This is a genomic window from Faecalibacterium sp. AF28-13AC (assembly GCF_003478405.1).
Taxonomy (GTDB): domain Bacteria; phylum Bacillota; class Clostridia; order Oscillospirales; family Ruminococcaceae; genus Faecalibacterium; species Faecalibacterium prausnitzii_E.
Map to the genome: position 1 here is coordinate 12,760 of NZ_QUFG01000005.1, position 13,506 is coordinate 26,265.

Below are 13,506 nucleotides of genomic sequence, written 5' to 3' on the forward strand. Positions count from 1 at the left end.
TATCCTTTCAATACTTCACTGTGATCTCCGTGGGCTGTGCGTCCCGGATCTCGCCCACGATGGCGGCAGGCAGGCCCGCCGCACACAGTTCCTGCGCCAGCGCCTCCGCCTTCTGCGGGGCCGCCGCCAGCAGCAGCCCGCCGGACGTCTGCGGGTCGAACAGGATCTCTTCCATCGGGAAAGGCACGTTCTCAAACCGGACGAACGGGCCGGTATGATTGCGGTTGCGCTGCCCTGCAGCGGTGTACAGGCAGGCGTCCGCCGCCTCCCATGCGCCGGGCAGCACCGGCACAGCTCTGGCATCCACGACGCAGGAGAGCCGCCCGCCCATCATCTCGTGCAGGTGGCCGAGGAAGCTGAAGCCCGTCACATCCGTTGCAGCGTGGACCTCATACTTCCGCGCAATCTCTGCCGCTGTTTTGTTCAGCGTCGTCATGGAGCGGATGGCGGCTTCCATCTGCTCCGGCGCGGCTTCGCCCACACGGTTGGCCGTGCAGATGAGCCCAACGCCCAGCGCCTTGGTCAGGATGAGCTGATCGCCGGGGCGGCCGGTGTCGTTGGCGGTCAGGCGGTGCGGGTCCACAAGGCCCGTCACCGAGAGGCCGTATTTGACGCCGGTGTCCGCGATGGAGTGCCCGCCCGCGAGGATGCCCCCCGCTTCGGCCACCTTTTCGGCACCGCCGCGCAGGATCTCGCCCAGGACGTTCAGGTCCATGCTCTCCGGGAAGCAGACCAGATTCAGGGCCGTCTTCACCTCGCCGCCCATCGCATAAACATCGCTGAGGGCGTTGGCTGCGGCGATCTGCCCAAAGGTATAGGGGTCATCGACCATGGGCGGAAAAAAATCCACCGTCTGCACCAGCGCAAGGTCATCGGTGATGCGGTAGACCGCCGCGTCGTCCTTGCTGTCATAGCCGACCAGCAGGTTTGGGTCCTGCTCGCCGCGCGGCAGTTTTTCCAGAATGCGGCTCAGCACCCCCGCGCCGAGTTTGGCGGTGCAGCCGCCGCCTGTACAGAACACGATCTTTTCTTCGCTCATTCGGCTCGTTCTCCTTTTGTAAAATGCGTCAAAACGCTTTGCACATGATATCGTTCCCACAGGATGGTCCGGGTCTTCTCACCCAGCGCCCGCCGGGCGGGGTCGTCCGCCTGGTTGAGCACTGCATAAAACGCCCGTTCTCCCACCAGCTTCCGCCCACCGGCTTCGCTGGCCAGCAGTGCGGCCAGAAGCTCCGGCGTCAGGGGGGCGTCCGGTGCGGTGTGCAGCAGTGCGCAGGCTTCGTCCAGCCGGAAGCAGACCTCCCGCAAAGGGCGGCCCAGAGCTAAAAGCCCGGCTACGGCCAGCACGGTGTCACATTCCGGCAGCAGCACCGGTTCCCGCGACGCCGGGGCCTTGCAGGGCATCCGTTTCGCGCCGTCGGCTTCCAGAAAAACGGCGTCGGCCTGCGGCATCCAGCGGTGCAGCAGGTCCGGCGGCGGGGCGGTCAGCTTGCCGCAGCCGTCCGGTGTGCCCAGAACGGCATACTCCCCCGCAGCCCAGAGAGCGCTGCATTCGGCTTCTGTATGGGCCATGTTGTGGTCCGGCTGCCGGATGTGGGTCGTGGTCGCGGCCAGCACCCGCCAGCCCTTGCGGGCGCAGTGGGCCGACAGTTGATAGAGCAGCGTCGTTTTTCCGCCGCCGCCCACCAGCGAGACGACATGGCCCTTTTCAGCCAGAAATGGGAACTGTGCTTCGGACAGCATTCAGCGGGTTTCCTCCACGGCCATGGCGATCTGTTCCGGGGTAATGGGCAGCTCATAGAAGCGGGTGCCGATGGCGTTGTACACTGCATCCGCAATGGCAGGCAGCGGCGTGTTGATGACCACCTCACCGATGGACTTGGCACCAAACGGGCCGTTGGGCTCGTAGCTGCTCTCAAATTCCACCCGGATGCGGCCGATGTCCACACGGGCGGGGATCTTATACTGCATGAACGAGTTTTCCATCGGCCAGCCTCTGCTGTCGTAGGTGATGTTCTCGGTCAGCGCCATGCCGATGCCCTGCAGCAGGCCGCCTTCGGCCTGCACACGGGTCAGATTGGGGTTGATGGGGGTGCCGCAGTCCACGCAGGCGGCATAATCCACGACCTTGACTTCGCCGGTCTCTTTGTCCAGCTCGATCTCGGCCGCACCCACCATGTACGGCGGAGGCGACAGGGGCGACGTGTGGGTCTCGGTGACTTCCAGCGGCACCATGTGGCCGAACTGAGAGGCGAATGCCACCTCGCTCAGAGAGACCTTTTTCGTCGGGTCGGCGTCCACAGAGAGGGTCTTGCCGTCAAAGACCACTTCGCTCTCCTCGCAGTGGAGCAGCTCCGCGCCCAGCTTGCAGATCTGTGCCCGCAGCTTCAGCGCACACTTTTCGACGGCCTTGCCGGTGACGTAGGTAGTGCTGGACGCATAGGAGCCAGAGTCGTAGGGCGAGACGTCGGTGTCGGCACCGAAAACCATGATGTCGTCCAGCTCGCAGTCCAGCACTTCGGCGGCGATCTGCGCCAGGGTGGTGTCGCAGCCGGTGCCCATATCCGCCGCACCGATGATCAGCGAATAGAAGCCGTCATCGTTGACCTTGAGGGTCGCGCTGCCGACGTCCATGCCCGAAATGCCGGACCCCTGCATCGCCATGCCCATGCCGACGGCGCGGACCTTGCCGTTGCCGAGGTCGCGGACGGGATACTTGTTGTCCCAGTCGATCATGTCGTGGACTTTTTTCAGGCAGCGGTCCAGCGCACAGCTGGTGTTCACTGCGCCGTAGTAGGCGGGCATGACATCGCCTTCCCGGACGATGTTCATCTCGCGGATCTTGAACGGGTCCATGTGGAGTTTTGCCGCCAGCTCGTTGACGGCAGACTCCACGGCAAACAGGCCCTGCGTTGCGCCGTAGCCGCGGTAGGCACCGGCGGACATGTGGTTGGTGTACACCACATCGCTGACGAAACGGAAGGCCTCGGCCTTGCCGTACAGCGGGATGGATTTATGACCCGACAGGCCCACCGTCGTGGGGCCGTGCTCGCCGTAAGCGCCTGTGTTCGAGAGAGTGTACAGGTCGATGCCGCGCACAAGGCCCTCTTTGGTGGCACCGAGGCGAACGTGCATCTCCATCTCGTGGCGGGGCGAGGAAGCGGTCTGGCTCTCCTCGCGGGTGAAGATGAGCTTGCTGGGCTTTTTGGTCTTCCAGGTGACGAAGGCCGGGTAGATGGCCGAGACCGCCGTCTGTTTGGCACCAAAGCCGCCGCCGATGCGGGGCTTGATGACGCGAATCATGGATTTGGGGATGTGGAGCGCGTTGGCCACGTTGCGGCGGGTATGGAAGACGATCTGGGTCGAGCTGAGGATGTTCAGACGGCCGTAGAGGTCCATATAGCAGCAGGTGCGGAAAGTCTCCATCATCGCCTGCTGGCAGGCCTTGGTGTGATACACATGGTCGATGACCACGTCGCAGTCGGCCAGCACGGCGTCGATATCGCCGCTGCCGCACTCATCGTGGGCGCAGAGATTGCGCTTGTTGTCCGCACCCACGGGGCACAGGCTCTCCCAGTTGTCCTCCGGATGGACGAGGATGGGGTTGTCCTTGGCAGTGTGGAAATCCAGCACTGGTTCCAGCACCTCATACTCCACCTTGATGAGCTTCATCGCCTTCTCGACGCATTTGTCATCTGCACCGGCCACGATGGCCACGACATCGCCCACAAAGCGGACGTGCCGGTCGATGACCAGACGGTCGTAGGGGCTGGCCTCCGGGTAGGTCTGGCCGGCCTGGGTGTAGCGGCGGGCGTTCTGGTCCACATCCTCCCAGGTAAAGATGGCCTCGATACCGGGCACCTTTTTGGCCACCGTGGTGTTGATGGTCTTGACGATGGCGTTGGGGTGGGGCGAGCGCAGCAGCTTGACGATGAGGCAGTCGGCAGGAGCGAGATCGTCCATGTACACTGGCTTACCGGTCACGAGCTGCATCGCGTCCTTTTTCCGGAACGGTTTGTTGACGTTTTTCATTCGGCGGCCTCCTTCGATCGTTTCCATGCGAGAAATGCCTGAATGCCCCGCAGCTGGCCCTCGTAGCCGGAACAGCGGCAGAGATTGCCCGCAAGGTATTCTTTGATCTCGTCCTCGGTGGGGTACTCCTTCTCGCGGAAAAGGGCCAGGGCGTTCATGATGAAGCCGGGGTTGCAGAAGCCGCACTGCTCCGCTCCCTGATCCGCGATGAACGCGCCGAACTCTGCGGCTTCGTCCTGCAGGCCCTCCAGCGTGGTGACGCGGTGGCCGTCGGCACGGGCTGCCAGCACCGAGCAGGACAGCACCGGCTTGTCGTCCAGAAAGACGGTGCACAGGCCGCAGTTGGCGGTCTCGCAGCCGCGCTTGACGCTGTAGCAGCCGTGGCTGCGGACAAAGTCAATGAGCAGAGTATCCGGGGCGGCCTCGGCGGAAACTCTGGTTCCGTTCAGAATGATGGTGATTTGCATCGTGGTCTCCTTTCCGTTACCCTTCCAGCTGGCAGACCGCACGCTTGACCAGAACTCCGGCCAGATGGTTGCGGTATTCGGCGCTGCCGCGCAGATTGCTCTCGGTCTTGATCGCTGCCCGCACTTCTGCGGCAAAGCGGTCTGCCAGCAGCTCCGGCGTCTCGGCCGCGTTGGGCGTCAGGTCAAACCGCACTGCCTTGCCCGGCCGGGCACCGATGGCGAAGCGATAGCCCTCGGCCGTTTTGGCGGCGGCGCAGGTCAGCACCGGGAAATCGGTCTGGCTGTTCCGCACCGACTGGTAGCAGAACGCAGCCGGTTCCTTCGGCACGATCACCCGCACGAGGAGGTCCCGGTCGTAGGGGCGGGTGGCGTACTCGGCCAGCGGCACGATGCCGCCCTTGTACAGCTCCACCGAGGCGTTCAGTGCCAGGAACAGGGTCAGCACATCCGAGAACCCGAAGCGGCTGTAAATGCTGCCGCCCACGGTGGCAAGGTTGCGCAGCTGCACACCCACGATATGCCGCACGGACTCCCGCACTGCTCCGTTCGTATATGCGGCCAGCCCGGCGTCCAGCTCCAGCTGCCGCAGGGTGACCATGGCTCCGATGGAGAACTGCTCCTCCGTCTCCTCGATGGTATCCAGCCCCAGACCGGACAGATCAATGGCAGTGCCGACATTGATCTTTTCCATCTTGAGCCAGATCATGCCGCCGATGACCCGATTGTTCTTTTTCTGGTTGAGCTGCCAGGCTTCTTCAAGACTTTCCGCTCGTTTGTATTCCCGGATCGTCATCATACGCAGTACCTCTCTTTTTTGCTGTTTGCTTTTATTTTAACACATTTTTCGCTATAATACCACTAGAATTATCGGTTCCGTCCGCCCTGCGCTGCCGCCGTGCTCCCAGGGGAGAAGCGGAATCGTCAACGCGGAGGGATCTATATGTCTGAAACTTCTCGCCCGATCGGGTGTGTCATCATGGCGTCCGGGCTGGCCCGGCGGTTTGGCTCCAACAAGCTGCTGGCCGATTTCGGCGGGCGGCCGCTGCTCTGCCGGGCACTGGACGCCACCGATACTCCACAGCTGGCCTGCCGCATCGTCGTGACGCGGTCGGCAGAGGTGGAAACGCTCTGCCAAACGCTGGGGGTGGCCTGCCTGCGCCACGCACTGCCGGGCCGGAACGACACCGTCCGGCTGGGGCTGGAAGCACTGCTCACTCTGCAGCCCGGCCTTGCGGGCTGCATCTTCCTGCCCGGCGACCAGCCCCTGCTGCGGCGGGAGACGGTCGAGGCGCTGGTGTGTGCCTTTGTGGCCGACACCCGGACACAAAAAGAAACAGAGCGGGCAATCTTCCGGCTGGCGTTCCAGGCCGAAAACGACCCGGAACCGCTTGTCGGAAGCCCCGTTCTGTTTGGATGCGGTTATTTTTCCGCCCTGCGCACCCTGCCCGAAGGCAAAGGCGGCAGTGTGCTGCTCCGGCGTTACCCGGAGCGGGTCTGCAATGTGTTCACCGCAGACCGTGCAGAGCTTCTGGACGCGGACACGCCGGAGGCCCTGCGGGAACTAAAACAGTTTTTGATCTGAAGAGGAAGCTCAGGCGTTCTCTTCGTCCTTGGGCAGCAGAACGTTGAGCACGATGGCCACGAAGGCTGCGGGGACGATGCCGGACTCGCCGCAGATCAGCTGGAACAGCTGGGGCGTATGGGCCAGAATGCTGGCGTTGGCACCCATGCCGTAGCCCACGCCCAGCGCCACCGAAACGATGGTCAGGGTGCGCGGAGTCATCTTTTCCTTGGTGATGAGCTGGATGCCAGACACCACGATGGAAGAGAACATCATGACGGCTGCACCGCCCAGAACGGCCTGGGGCATGATGGAGACCAGTGCGCCCAGCTTGGGGATGAGGCCGCAGAGGATCAGGAAGATGGCACCGGTCGCCAGTGCACCGCGGTTGACGACCTTGGTCATGGCCACCAGACCAACGTTCTGGCTGAAGGAAGTGTTGGGCAGGACGCCGAAGCAGGCGGCAAAGGAGGAACCCAGACCGTCGCAGATGACGCCGCCGGACAGCTCCTTATCGGTCGCCTCGCGGCCCATGCCGCCCTCCATCACGCCGGAGATGTCGCCGACGGTCTCAACGGCCGTGACGATGAACATGATGAGCACCGGCAGGATGGCGCGCATATCGAAGATGATCTTGACCGGGACGAGCTTGGGGATGGCGAACCAGCTGGCCTGTGCGACCTTATTCCAATTCAGGACCCATGCCTTGGTGAACTCCACACCGTCGGCGGTGACACCGGTGGTGGGCAGGATAAAGCCCATGATGAAGGCGGCAATGTAACCGGCCACGATACCGATGAGGATAGAGGAAGAGCTCAAAAAGCCATTGGTCCAGTGCTTGAAGAACAGGATGACCACCAGCACGAAGACGGCCAGCAGCAGGTTCTCCATGGAGCCGAAGTCCTTGGCTGCGTTGCCGCCGCCGAAGGAGTTGACACCGACCGAGATCAGCGACAGACCGATGGACAGCACGACCGTGCCCGTGACCACCGAGGGGAAGAACTTGCGCAGGGGCTTGAGGAAGAAGCCCAGCACGGTTTCGAACAGGCCGCCCAGGATGGACGCACCCATGATGGCACCATAGGCCAGCACACCGCCGCCCATGGAAGCCGCGACGCTGTTGAACACGCCCAGGAAGCCGGAGCTGGTGCCCATGATGATGGGGACCTGACCGCCGACCGGGCCGATGGAAAACAGTTGCACCAGCGTGACGATGCCGGCCACGAACATGGCGTTCTGCAGCAGGCTGATCTGCAGGTCAGCGAACTCGCCGCCCGCCAGACCGCAGGCGCTCGTGATGATGAGCAGCGGGGTCAGGTTGCCGACGAACATGGCGAACACATGCTGCAGGCCCAGCGGGATCGCCTGGCGAAGGGGCATCTTGGCTTTGAAGTCGTAAGCCGCCTTCTCCAACTCAATATTTTTGATCATAAACTTCTCCTTTGAACAAACCGGTTTTCAAACGACAAAAATTATTATAACAAAGCCTGTGTCGAATTGGGAGAGGGCTTGTTGTCTTTTTGTTCACTTTTTGTTCATAAGTCATACTTTACCAGCAAAAATGTCCGCGCATGAGATACAAGTGCGGACATTTTTATGGTCATGCACCGGGAATCAGAAGCCGCTGTGCTTTTTCGATGGCCGCTGTGCCCTCAGCGAGGTCGTTTGCGGCAAGCATCTGCCCCGGCGAAACATGGTAGCGTTTTGCAATGGCAAACAGTGCTTCCCCGGCCTGTGCGTAATAGATGCGGAGGGAGATCTCCGGGTCGGCAGGGGCCAGCTTCTCCCCCAGCGCAATGCTGCCCACGCAGGAAGCCTGCCTGCGGCTGAGGATGGCACCCTCCACCCGGACCGTCACCGAGACATCCAGCGCACCGCCCGTGCAGCTGCATTGCAGGTCTTCGACGCTGAGCCAGCACTCCGGATAGAGCGCTGCGGTCTCGGCGGCTTCGGCCGGGATGGGCAGGGCCAGCTCCAGCGGCTTTTCGTAGCTTTCCAGCTCAGCAAGGCTGTTCTCGCCAAACGCCGTCACAAGAACCCGCGCCGCCACCACCCAGCCAGTTTCCTGCCAGAGCAGCTGCGCCGGGCCGATGGCCGCAAAGCAGGCCAGGATCTTTGCCCCGGCATCCGGCAGCGGGCCGGACCCGGTCAGGGTGGCCGTCTCGTTCAGGGCGCAGAGTAGCGCTTCGGTGCGGAGATTCTGCATCACAGGCTCCGTCTCAAACTGCGTCGAGAAGGCATCGGCCACACATTGCAGCTGGTAGGGCCGCCACGCCCGCAGACGCAGCATCACGGTGGCGCTGAGGGAACCGGGGGCTTCCCCCTCCCCCTGTGTGGCCGTGAACCCGACCGGCTCGGCCACGCAGAGGCAGCGGCAGTCTTCGCTGAGGCCCTCCACATCCAACACCTGATTGAAGGGAAGGTCCAGGCTCTGGCTCTGCAGGGCGCTTTCCCCTTCTGCCCGCCAGGCGCAGAGAACGTGCAGGGTCCCCTTGGCCACAGCCTTGGCATTCAGGACCTTGAGGTCGTGGAGGGAGGCTGTCCCGGCAATGTCCAGGATGGCGGCAGGCGGCGACGGAAAGGCCAGCTCACCTTCCACCGTGATGAGCTTGTCGAGCACGGCCGCGCGGCGGACGCCCTCCAGTGTGGTCAGCTGCTGCTCGATGCCGCCGTCGGCCAGCGCCGTGAGCACCTCGGTCTTCTGCTGGGTGTAGACCGACGCCACCAGACCAAAGGCTCCCCGCACCTCGATGCGGCGGGGCGTGACCGAGCGGCAGTTCAGGTATTCGGTCTGGCCCTCCACCTGAGCCGTCCATGCAGTAAAGGCAAACTCCGGCAGTTCCAGCACCTTGTTGAAGGGCAGCTTCTGCTCCGTCTGGCAGAGGCCCGCGTCATCCTCGCCCTGGTAATACACGATGCAGCGCAGATAGCCTTCCAGCGTCAGTTTGCCGGGCTGCAGCTGCTTTTGCAGCACCACCGGTTTCGCAAAGCATTTGACCAGCTTGAACACCGGCGGAAGATAATCGGAGATCAGGATCTCCGTTTCCAGCGGGAGCTCCGCCTTGACGGTGCAGTTCGCACCCGCAGCGGGCAGCGCATCCCGAAAGACCTTCAGTTCCATCCTGTGCGCTCCTTTCCTGTCCGTTTGGCATAGCACATACCAGACTGTATGCGCTGCGGCGGGCAGATATGCGCAAAAAACACCGCCGCACAGCGTTTCCACTGTGCGGCGGTGTTCCACAAATCAGGATCTCAGAAGATCAAATTATTCAGCGGCCTTGGCTGCCTCGACCTGCTTGATGAGCTCCGGCACGACCTTGAACAGATCGCCGACGATGCCGTAATCTGCCACACCGAAGATGGGAGCAGACTCGTTCTTGTTGACGGCGATGATGCACTCGGAATCCTGCATACCAGCAGTGTGCTGGATGGCACCGGAAATACCCAGAGCAACGTAGATCTTGGGGTGGACGGTCTTTCCGGTCTGACCGACCTGATGGTCAGCGGTCATCCAGCCTGCATCGGTGACGGCACGGGATGCGCCGACTACGCCGCCGCCCAGTGCAGCTGCCAGCTGCTCGGCCAGCTCGATGCCCTTGTTGACATCCTTGCTGATGCCGCGGCCGACCGAGACGATGACGTCGGCACCGATCAGATCGACCAGCTTCTCAGCAGCCTTCTCGACGCTCAGGACCTCGGTCTTGATGTCGGAAGCAGCCAGCTCAAAGGCGGGCTTCACGATCTGGCAGGCATCGGCCTTGGCCTGATCGAAGGGAGCCTTCTTCATGACGCCGGGACGGACGGTGGACATCTGCGGACGGAAACGAGGGCAGATGATGGTAGCCATCAGATGGCCGCCGAATGCGGGACGGGTCATCTTCAGGTTGCGGTCTTCCATATCGAACTTCTGCTTGGACAGGTCGATGGTGGAGCTCTCCTTCAGGAAATCGATGTACTTTGCAGTGTCGATGTCCAGATGGGTCGCATCTGCGGTCAGGCCGGTGTGCAGGCGGGCTGCGCAGCGGGGGCCCAGGTCGCGGCCAATGTTGGTCGCGCCGATCAGCAGGACCTCAGGCTTGTACACATTGACCATATCGCAGACGACCTTGGCGTATGCGTCGGTGGTGTAGTCCTTCAGCAGCGGGCTGTCGCAGACCATGACCTGATCGGCACCATAGCCGCCCAGCTCTTTGGCGATGCCTTCCACGTTGTCGCCCAGCAGCAGGCCGGTGACCTCGCAGCCCAGCTCGTCAGCCAGCTTGCGAGCCTCGCTGACCAGCTCGAAATCGGTGGACATCAGTTTGCCCTGGCGCTGCTCGCAGAAGACCCAAACGCCCTTGTAATCGTTAAAATCAGCCATTGTAATCCTATGCTCCTTTCATCAGATCAGGTGCTTCTTGGCCAGGATACCAGCCAGCTGTGCGGCGGTGTCGTCGCCCGTCAGCATGGTGCCTGCGCCCTTCTGCGGAGGAGTGAAGGACTTAAAGACGTTCGTCGGAGAACCCTTCAGGCCGATGGTATCGACCTCGATCAGCGGATCATCCTTCAGAGCGTTGTAATCAAACACTTCCATGGGCTTGTCGTAGCAGGTGAAGATGCCGTTGACGCTCATGTAACGGGGCTCGTTCAGCTCCTTGATGCAGGTCAGCAGGCAGGGAGTCTGGACCTTGACCATCATGTAGCCGTCTTCCAGCATACGCTTCACGGTCAGGGTGTTGCCATCCTTCTGGATGTCGGCAACGTAGGTGACCTGGGGCAGATGCAGCTTTTCAGCGATCTGGGGGCCGACCTGTGCGGTATCACCATCAATTGCCTGACGGCCGCAGAAGACGACATCCTCCGGGCCAACGCCGATCTTGTTGACGGCAGCGGCCAGGATCTGGCTGGTCGCGAAGGTATCGGAACCGCCGAACTCACGGCCGGAGACCAGAACAGCCTTATCGGCACCGCGGGCCAGCAGCTCACGCAGCATCCCTTCGGCCGGCGGCGGGCCCATGGTGACGACAACGACTTCGCAGCCGGTGGCGTCCTTGAGCTTCAGAGCAGCCTCCAGAGCGTTCAGGTCATCGGGGTTGGTAATGGTTGCCATAGAGGCACGGTCCAGGGTGCCATCCGGCTTGACGGACACCTTACCGGAGGTATCAGGAACCTGCTTTACACAAACGATTGCTTTCATTGTAAATCTTACCTCCCTTACTTCAGCAGCGCGCCGGAAATGACCATCATCTGCACTTCGCTGGTGCCCTCGTAGATCTCGGTGATCTTGGCATCACGCATCATGCGCTCAATGGGATAGTCACGGGTGTAGCCGTAACCACCGAACAGCTGCAGGCAGCGGCGGGTCACGTCGCTTGCGGTGCGGGCGGCGATCAGCTTGGCCTGAGCAGCTTCCACGCTGTAACGGACCTTTGCGCCGTCCATAGCCTGCTGCTTCTTCAGAGCAGCGGCATAGACCAGATACTTGGCAGCCTCGACGCGGGCCTTCATCTCAGCCAGCTCGAACTGGGTGTTCTGGAATGCAGCGATGGGGCGGCCGAACTGCTTGCGCTCCTTGACGTAAGCAACGGTCTCATCCAGAGCGCCCTCGGCGATGCCCAGAGCCTGGGAAGCGATGCCGATACGGCCGCCGTCCAGAGTGGCCATTGCCAGCTGGAAGCCCTTGCCGCGCACACCCAGCATACGATCCTTCGGGATGCGGCAGTCCTCGAAGATCAGCTCGCAGGTAGAGGAACCGCGGATGCCCATCTTATCCTCAGCCTTGCCGACCGAGAAGCCCGGATCGGTGCGCTCGACGATGAAAGCGGAGCACAGCTTGGTGGGACGGCCCTTCTTGTCCAGCACATGGTCGGTGACTGCGATGACGATGAAGACATCGGCGAACCCTGCATTGGTGATGAAGATCTTGGAGCCGTTCAGCACCCAGCAGTCATCCTCTTCCTTTGCAATGGTCTGCTGGCCCTGTGCATCGGTGCCGGCACCCGGCTCGGTCAGGCCGAATGCACCCAGCCACTCGCCGCTGCACAGCTTGGGCAGATACTTTGCCTTCTGCTCCGGGGTACCGTTCTCATAAATGGGAGCAGCACACAGGCTGGTGTGAGCAGAGACGATGACACCGGTGGTGCCGCAGACCTTGCTCAGCTCTTCCACTGCCATGACGTAGGACAGCACGTCGCCGCCTGCACCGCCGACAGAGGTGGGGAAGTAAATACCCATCATGCCCAGCTTGCCCATCTTTTCGACGGTCTCTTTGGGGAAGTACTCTTCTGCATCAACTTTCTTAGCCAGAGGCTTGACTTCGTTTTCAGCAAACTCGCGGTACATTTTCTGCACCATCTGCTGCTGCTTGGACAGAGTAAAATCCATCGCTATATCCTCCTAACGGGTCTAATTTTTCATAGGCCGGGCGCTTGTTGCGGCGAACCCGGTTTGCAAACAAATTCCTCCCGGCCGCTTTCCCCGCAGCCGGGAGAAATGTTTTCAGAAATTACAGCTGATCGACCGGGGTCTTGGTGCGGTCTGCGTTGTAAACGTAGAAGCCCTTGCCAGTCTTGCAGCCCAGGTTGCCGCCGCGGACCATCTTACGGATCAGCGGGCAGGCACGATACTTGCTGTCGCCGGTCTCGTGGTACAGGACGTCCATGATGGCCAGGCAGATATCCAGGCCGATGAAGTCGCCCAGCTCCAGGGGTCCCATGGGGTGGTTTGCACCCAGCTTCATGGCAGTGTCGATGCCAGCGATGTCGGAAACGCCCTCCATCTTGATGAAGGCTGCTTCGTTGATCATGGGGATCAGGATGCGGTTGACGACGAAGCCGGCTGCCTCGTTGACCTGAACGGGGTTCTTGCCGATGGCGACCGAGATCTCCTTGATCTTCTCAACGGTCTCAGCAGGAGTGTTGCAGCCTGCGATGACCTCGATCAGCTTCATGCGGTCGGCGGGGTTGAAGAAGTGCATGCCGACCAGCGGGCGGCTCAGGCCCTTGCCGATCTCGGTGATGGACAGAGAAGAGGTGTTGGAAGCAAAGATGCACTCCGGCTTGCAGATCTTATCCAGCTCACCAAAGGTGGTCTGCTTGACCTTCATGTCCTCGAATGCAGCCTCGACGACCAGGTCGCAGTCTGCACACAGGTCTTCCTTCAGGCCCGGCGTGATAGCGGCGACGATCGCGTCCGCCTTCTCCTGGGGGATCTTGCCCTTTGCGACCAGCTTGTCATAGCCAGCCTTGATCTTTGCCAGGCCCTTCTCGGCCCACTCCTGCTTGATGTCGCACAGAGCAACGCTGTTGCCCTCGACCTGAGCGAATGCCTTTGCAATGCCCTGGCCCATCGTGCCAGCGCCAATAACACCGATCTTCATAGGATATCTCTCCTTTATTCATATCCCCCTGCTCCCCGGTTCCCTCTCCGGTAGGAACCGGGATGCAGAAGGGTTCAGATTACAAATTC

At 61.7% G+C, this 13,506-nt stretch carries 12 protein-coding genes; 1 reads left to right on the forward strand and 11 read right to left on the reverse strand.

The window, feature by feature from the left end; all coding sequences use genetic code 11:
* Positions 1-7: 7 nt before the first annotated feature.
* The 5 genes from selD to DWY95_RS07950 are packed head-to-tail and all read right to left on the reverse strand — an operon-like array spanning position 8 to position 5,295.
* Positions 8-1,039, reverse strand: coding sequence for a selenide, water dikinase SelD (gene selD / locus DWY95_RS07930; RefSeq protein WP_118553075.1), 1,032 nt, complete (start codon positions 1,037-1,039; stop codon positions 8-10).
* On the reverse strand, positions 1,036-1,743 hold the full coding sequence (gene yqeC, locus DWY95_RS07935) for a selenium cofactor biosynthesis protein YqeC (RefSeq protein ID WP_118553076.1): 708 nt from the start codon (positions 1,741-1,743) through the stop codon (positions 1,036-1,038). Before yqeC ends, selD begins: the two co-directional genes overlap by 4 nt.
* The gene (locus tag DWY95_RS07940; protein WP_118553077.1) at positions 1,744-4,032 is read right to left on the reverse strand and encodes a molybdopterin cofactor-binding domain-containing protein; all 2,289 of its coding nucleotides are present in this window, start codon (positions 4,030-4,032) and stop codon (positions 1,744-1,746) included.
* Positions 4,029-4,499, reverse strand: coding sequence for a (2Fe-2S)-binding protein (locus tag DWY95_RS07945; RefSeq protein ID WP_097792138.1), 471 nt, complete (start codon positions 4,497-4,499; stop codon positions 4,029-4,031). Before DWY95_RS07945 ends, DWY95_RS07940 begins: the two co-directional genes overlap by 4 nt.
* A gap of 16 nt (positions 4,500-4,515) precedes the next feature.
* Positions 4,516-5,295 carry an FAD binding domain-containing protein gene (locus DWY95_RS07950; protein ID WP_118553078.1) on the reverse strand — a complete coding sequence of 260 codons (780 nt, stop codon included), beginning with the start codon at positions 5,293-5,295 and terminating at the stop codon, positions 4,516-4,518.
* A gap of 144 nt (positions 5,296-5,439) precedes the next feature.
* On the opposite strand from DWY95_RS07950, the gene DWY95_RS07955 reads away from it, so the two are divergent.
* Positions 5,440-6,081: a nucleotidyltransferase family protein gene (locus DWY95_RS07955; protein WP_243082672.1), complete on the forward strand. Its 642-nt coding sequence runs from the start codon at positions 5,440-5,442 to the stop codon at positions 6,079-6,081.
* Positions 6,082-6,090: 9 nt separating this feature from the next.
* Here the strand turns inward: DWY95_RS07955 and DWY95_RS07960 are convergent, their stop codons facing one another.
* The 6 genes from DWY95_RS07960 to DWY95_RS07985 all read right to left on the reverse strand — a co-directional run bounded on the left by DWY95_RS07960 (position 6,091) and on the right by DWY95_RS07985 (position 13,417).
* Positions 6,091-7,491, reverse strand: a complete 1,401-nt coding sequence (locus tag DWY95_RS07960; RefSeq protein ID WP_118553079.1) for a nucleobase:cation symporter-2 family protein — start codon at positions 7,489-7,491, stop codon at positions 6,091-6,093.
* A 169-nt stretch (positions 7,492-7,660) separates the two neighbouring features.
* Positions 7,661-9,181 carry an SPOCS domain-containing protein gene (locus tag DWY95_RS07965; protein WP_118553080.1) on the reverse strand — a complete coding sequence of 507 codons (1,521 nt, stop codon included), beginning with the start codon at positions 9,179-9,181 and terminating at the stop codon, positions 7,661-7,663.
* A gap of 144 nt (positions 9,182-9,325) precedes the next feature.
* Complete coding sequence (gene acrA, locus DWY95_RS07970; protein ID WP_118553081.1) at positions 9,326-10,420, reverse strand: acryloyl-CoA reductase electron transfer subunit beta; 1,095 nt, start codon at positions 10,418-10,420, stop codon at positions 9,326-9,328.
* A 21-nt stretch (positions 10,421-10,441) separates the two neighbouring features.
* Positions 10,442-11,236, reverse strand: coding sequence for an acryloyl-CoA reductase electron transfer subunit gamma (gene acrB / locus DWY95_RS07975; protein ID WP_097792133.1), 795 nt, complete (start codon positions 11,234-11,236; stop codon positions 10,442-10,444).
* Positions 11,237-11,253: 17 nt separating this feature from the next.
* Positions 11,254-12,423 carry an acyl-CoA dehydrogenase gene (locus tag DWY95_RS07980; RefSeq protein ID WP_097792132.1) on the reverse strand — a complete coding sequence of 390 codons (1,170 nt, stop codon included), beginning with the start codon at positions 12,421-12,423 and terminating at the stop codon, positions 11,254-11,256.
* A gap of 121 nt (positions 12,424-12,544) precedes the next feature.
* Positions 12,545-13,417, reverse strand: a complete 873-nt coding sequence (locus DWY95_RS07985; protein ID WP_118553082.1) for a 3-hydroxyacyl-CoA dehydrogenase NAD-binding domain-containing protein — start codon at positions 13,415-13,417, stop codon at positions 12,545-12,547.
* Between the last annotated feature and the right edge of the window lie 89 nt (positions 13,418-13,506).

What these genes read in the sequence shown, in the direction of transcription:
- DWY95_RS07960 (WP_118553079.1), bottom strand. Translation starts at nt 7,491, where the DNA reads ATGATCAAAAATATTGAGTTGGAGAAGGCGGCTTACGACTTCAAAGCC.
- selD (WP_118553075.1), bottom strand. Translation starts at nt 1,039, where the DNA reads ATGAGCGAAGAAAAGATCGTGTTCTGTACAGGCGGCGGCTGCACCGCC.
- yqeC (WP_118553076.1), bottom strand. Translation starts at nt 1,743, where the DNA reads ATGCTGTCCGAAGCACAGTTCCCATTTCTGGCTGAAAAGGGCCATGTC.
- DWY95_RS07965 (WP_118553080.1), bottom strand. Translation starts at nt 9,181, where the DNA reads ATGGAACTGAAGGTCTTTCGGGATGCGCTGCCCGCTGCGGGTGCGAAC.
- DWY95_RS07940 (WP_118553077.1), bottom strand. Translation starts at nt 4,032, where the DNA reads ATGAAAAACGTCAACAAACCGTTCCGGAAAAAGGACGCGATGCAGCTC.
- acrB (WP_097792133.1), bottom strand. Translation starts at nt 11,236, where the DNA reads ATGAAAGCAATCGTTTGTGTAAAGCAGGTTCCTGATACCTCCGGTAAG.
- DWY95_RS07950 (WP_118553078.1), bottom strand. Translation starts at nt 5,295, where the DNA reads ATGATGACGATCCGGGAATACAAACGAGCGGAAAGTCTTGAAGAAGCC.
- DWY95_RS07955 (WP_243082672.1), top strand. Translation starts at nt 5,440, where the DNA reads ATGTCTGAAACTTCTCGCCCGATCGGGTGTGTCATCATGGCGTCCGGG.
- DWY95_RS07945 (WP_097792138.1), bottom strand. Translation starts at nt 4,499, where the DNA reads ATGCAAATCACCATCATTCTGAACGGAACCAGAGTTTCCGCCGAGGCC.
- acrA (WP_118553081.1), bottom strand. Translation starts at nt 10,420, where the DNA reads ATGGCTGATTTTAACGATTACAAGGGCGTTTGGGTCTTCTGCGAGCAG.
- DWY95_RS07980 (WP_097792132.1), bottom strand. Translation starts at nt 12,423, where the DNA reads ATGGATTTTACTCTGTCCAAGCAGCAGCAGATGGTGCAGAAAATGTAC.
- DWY95_RS07985 (WP_118553082.1), bottom strand. Translation starts at nt 13,417, where the DNA reads ATGAAGATCGGTGTTATTGGCGCTGGCACGATGGGCCAGGGCATTGCA.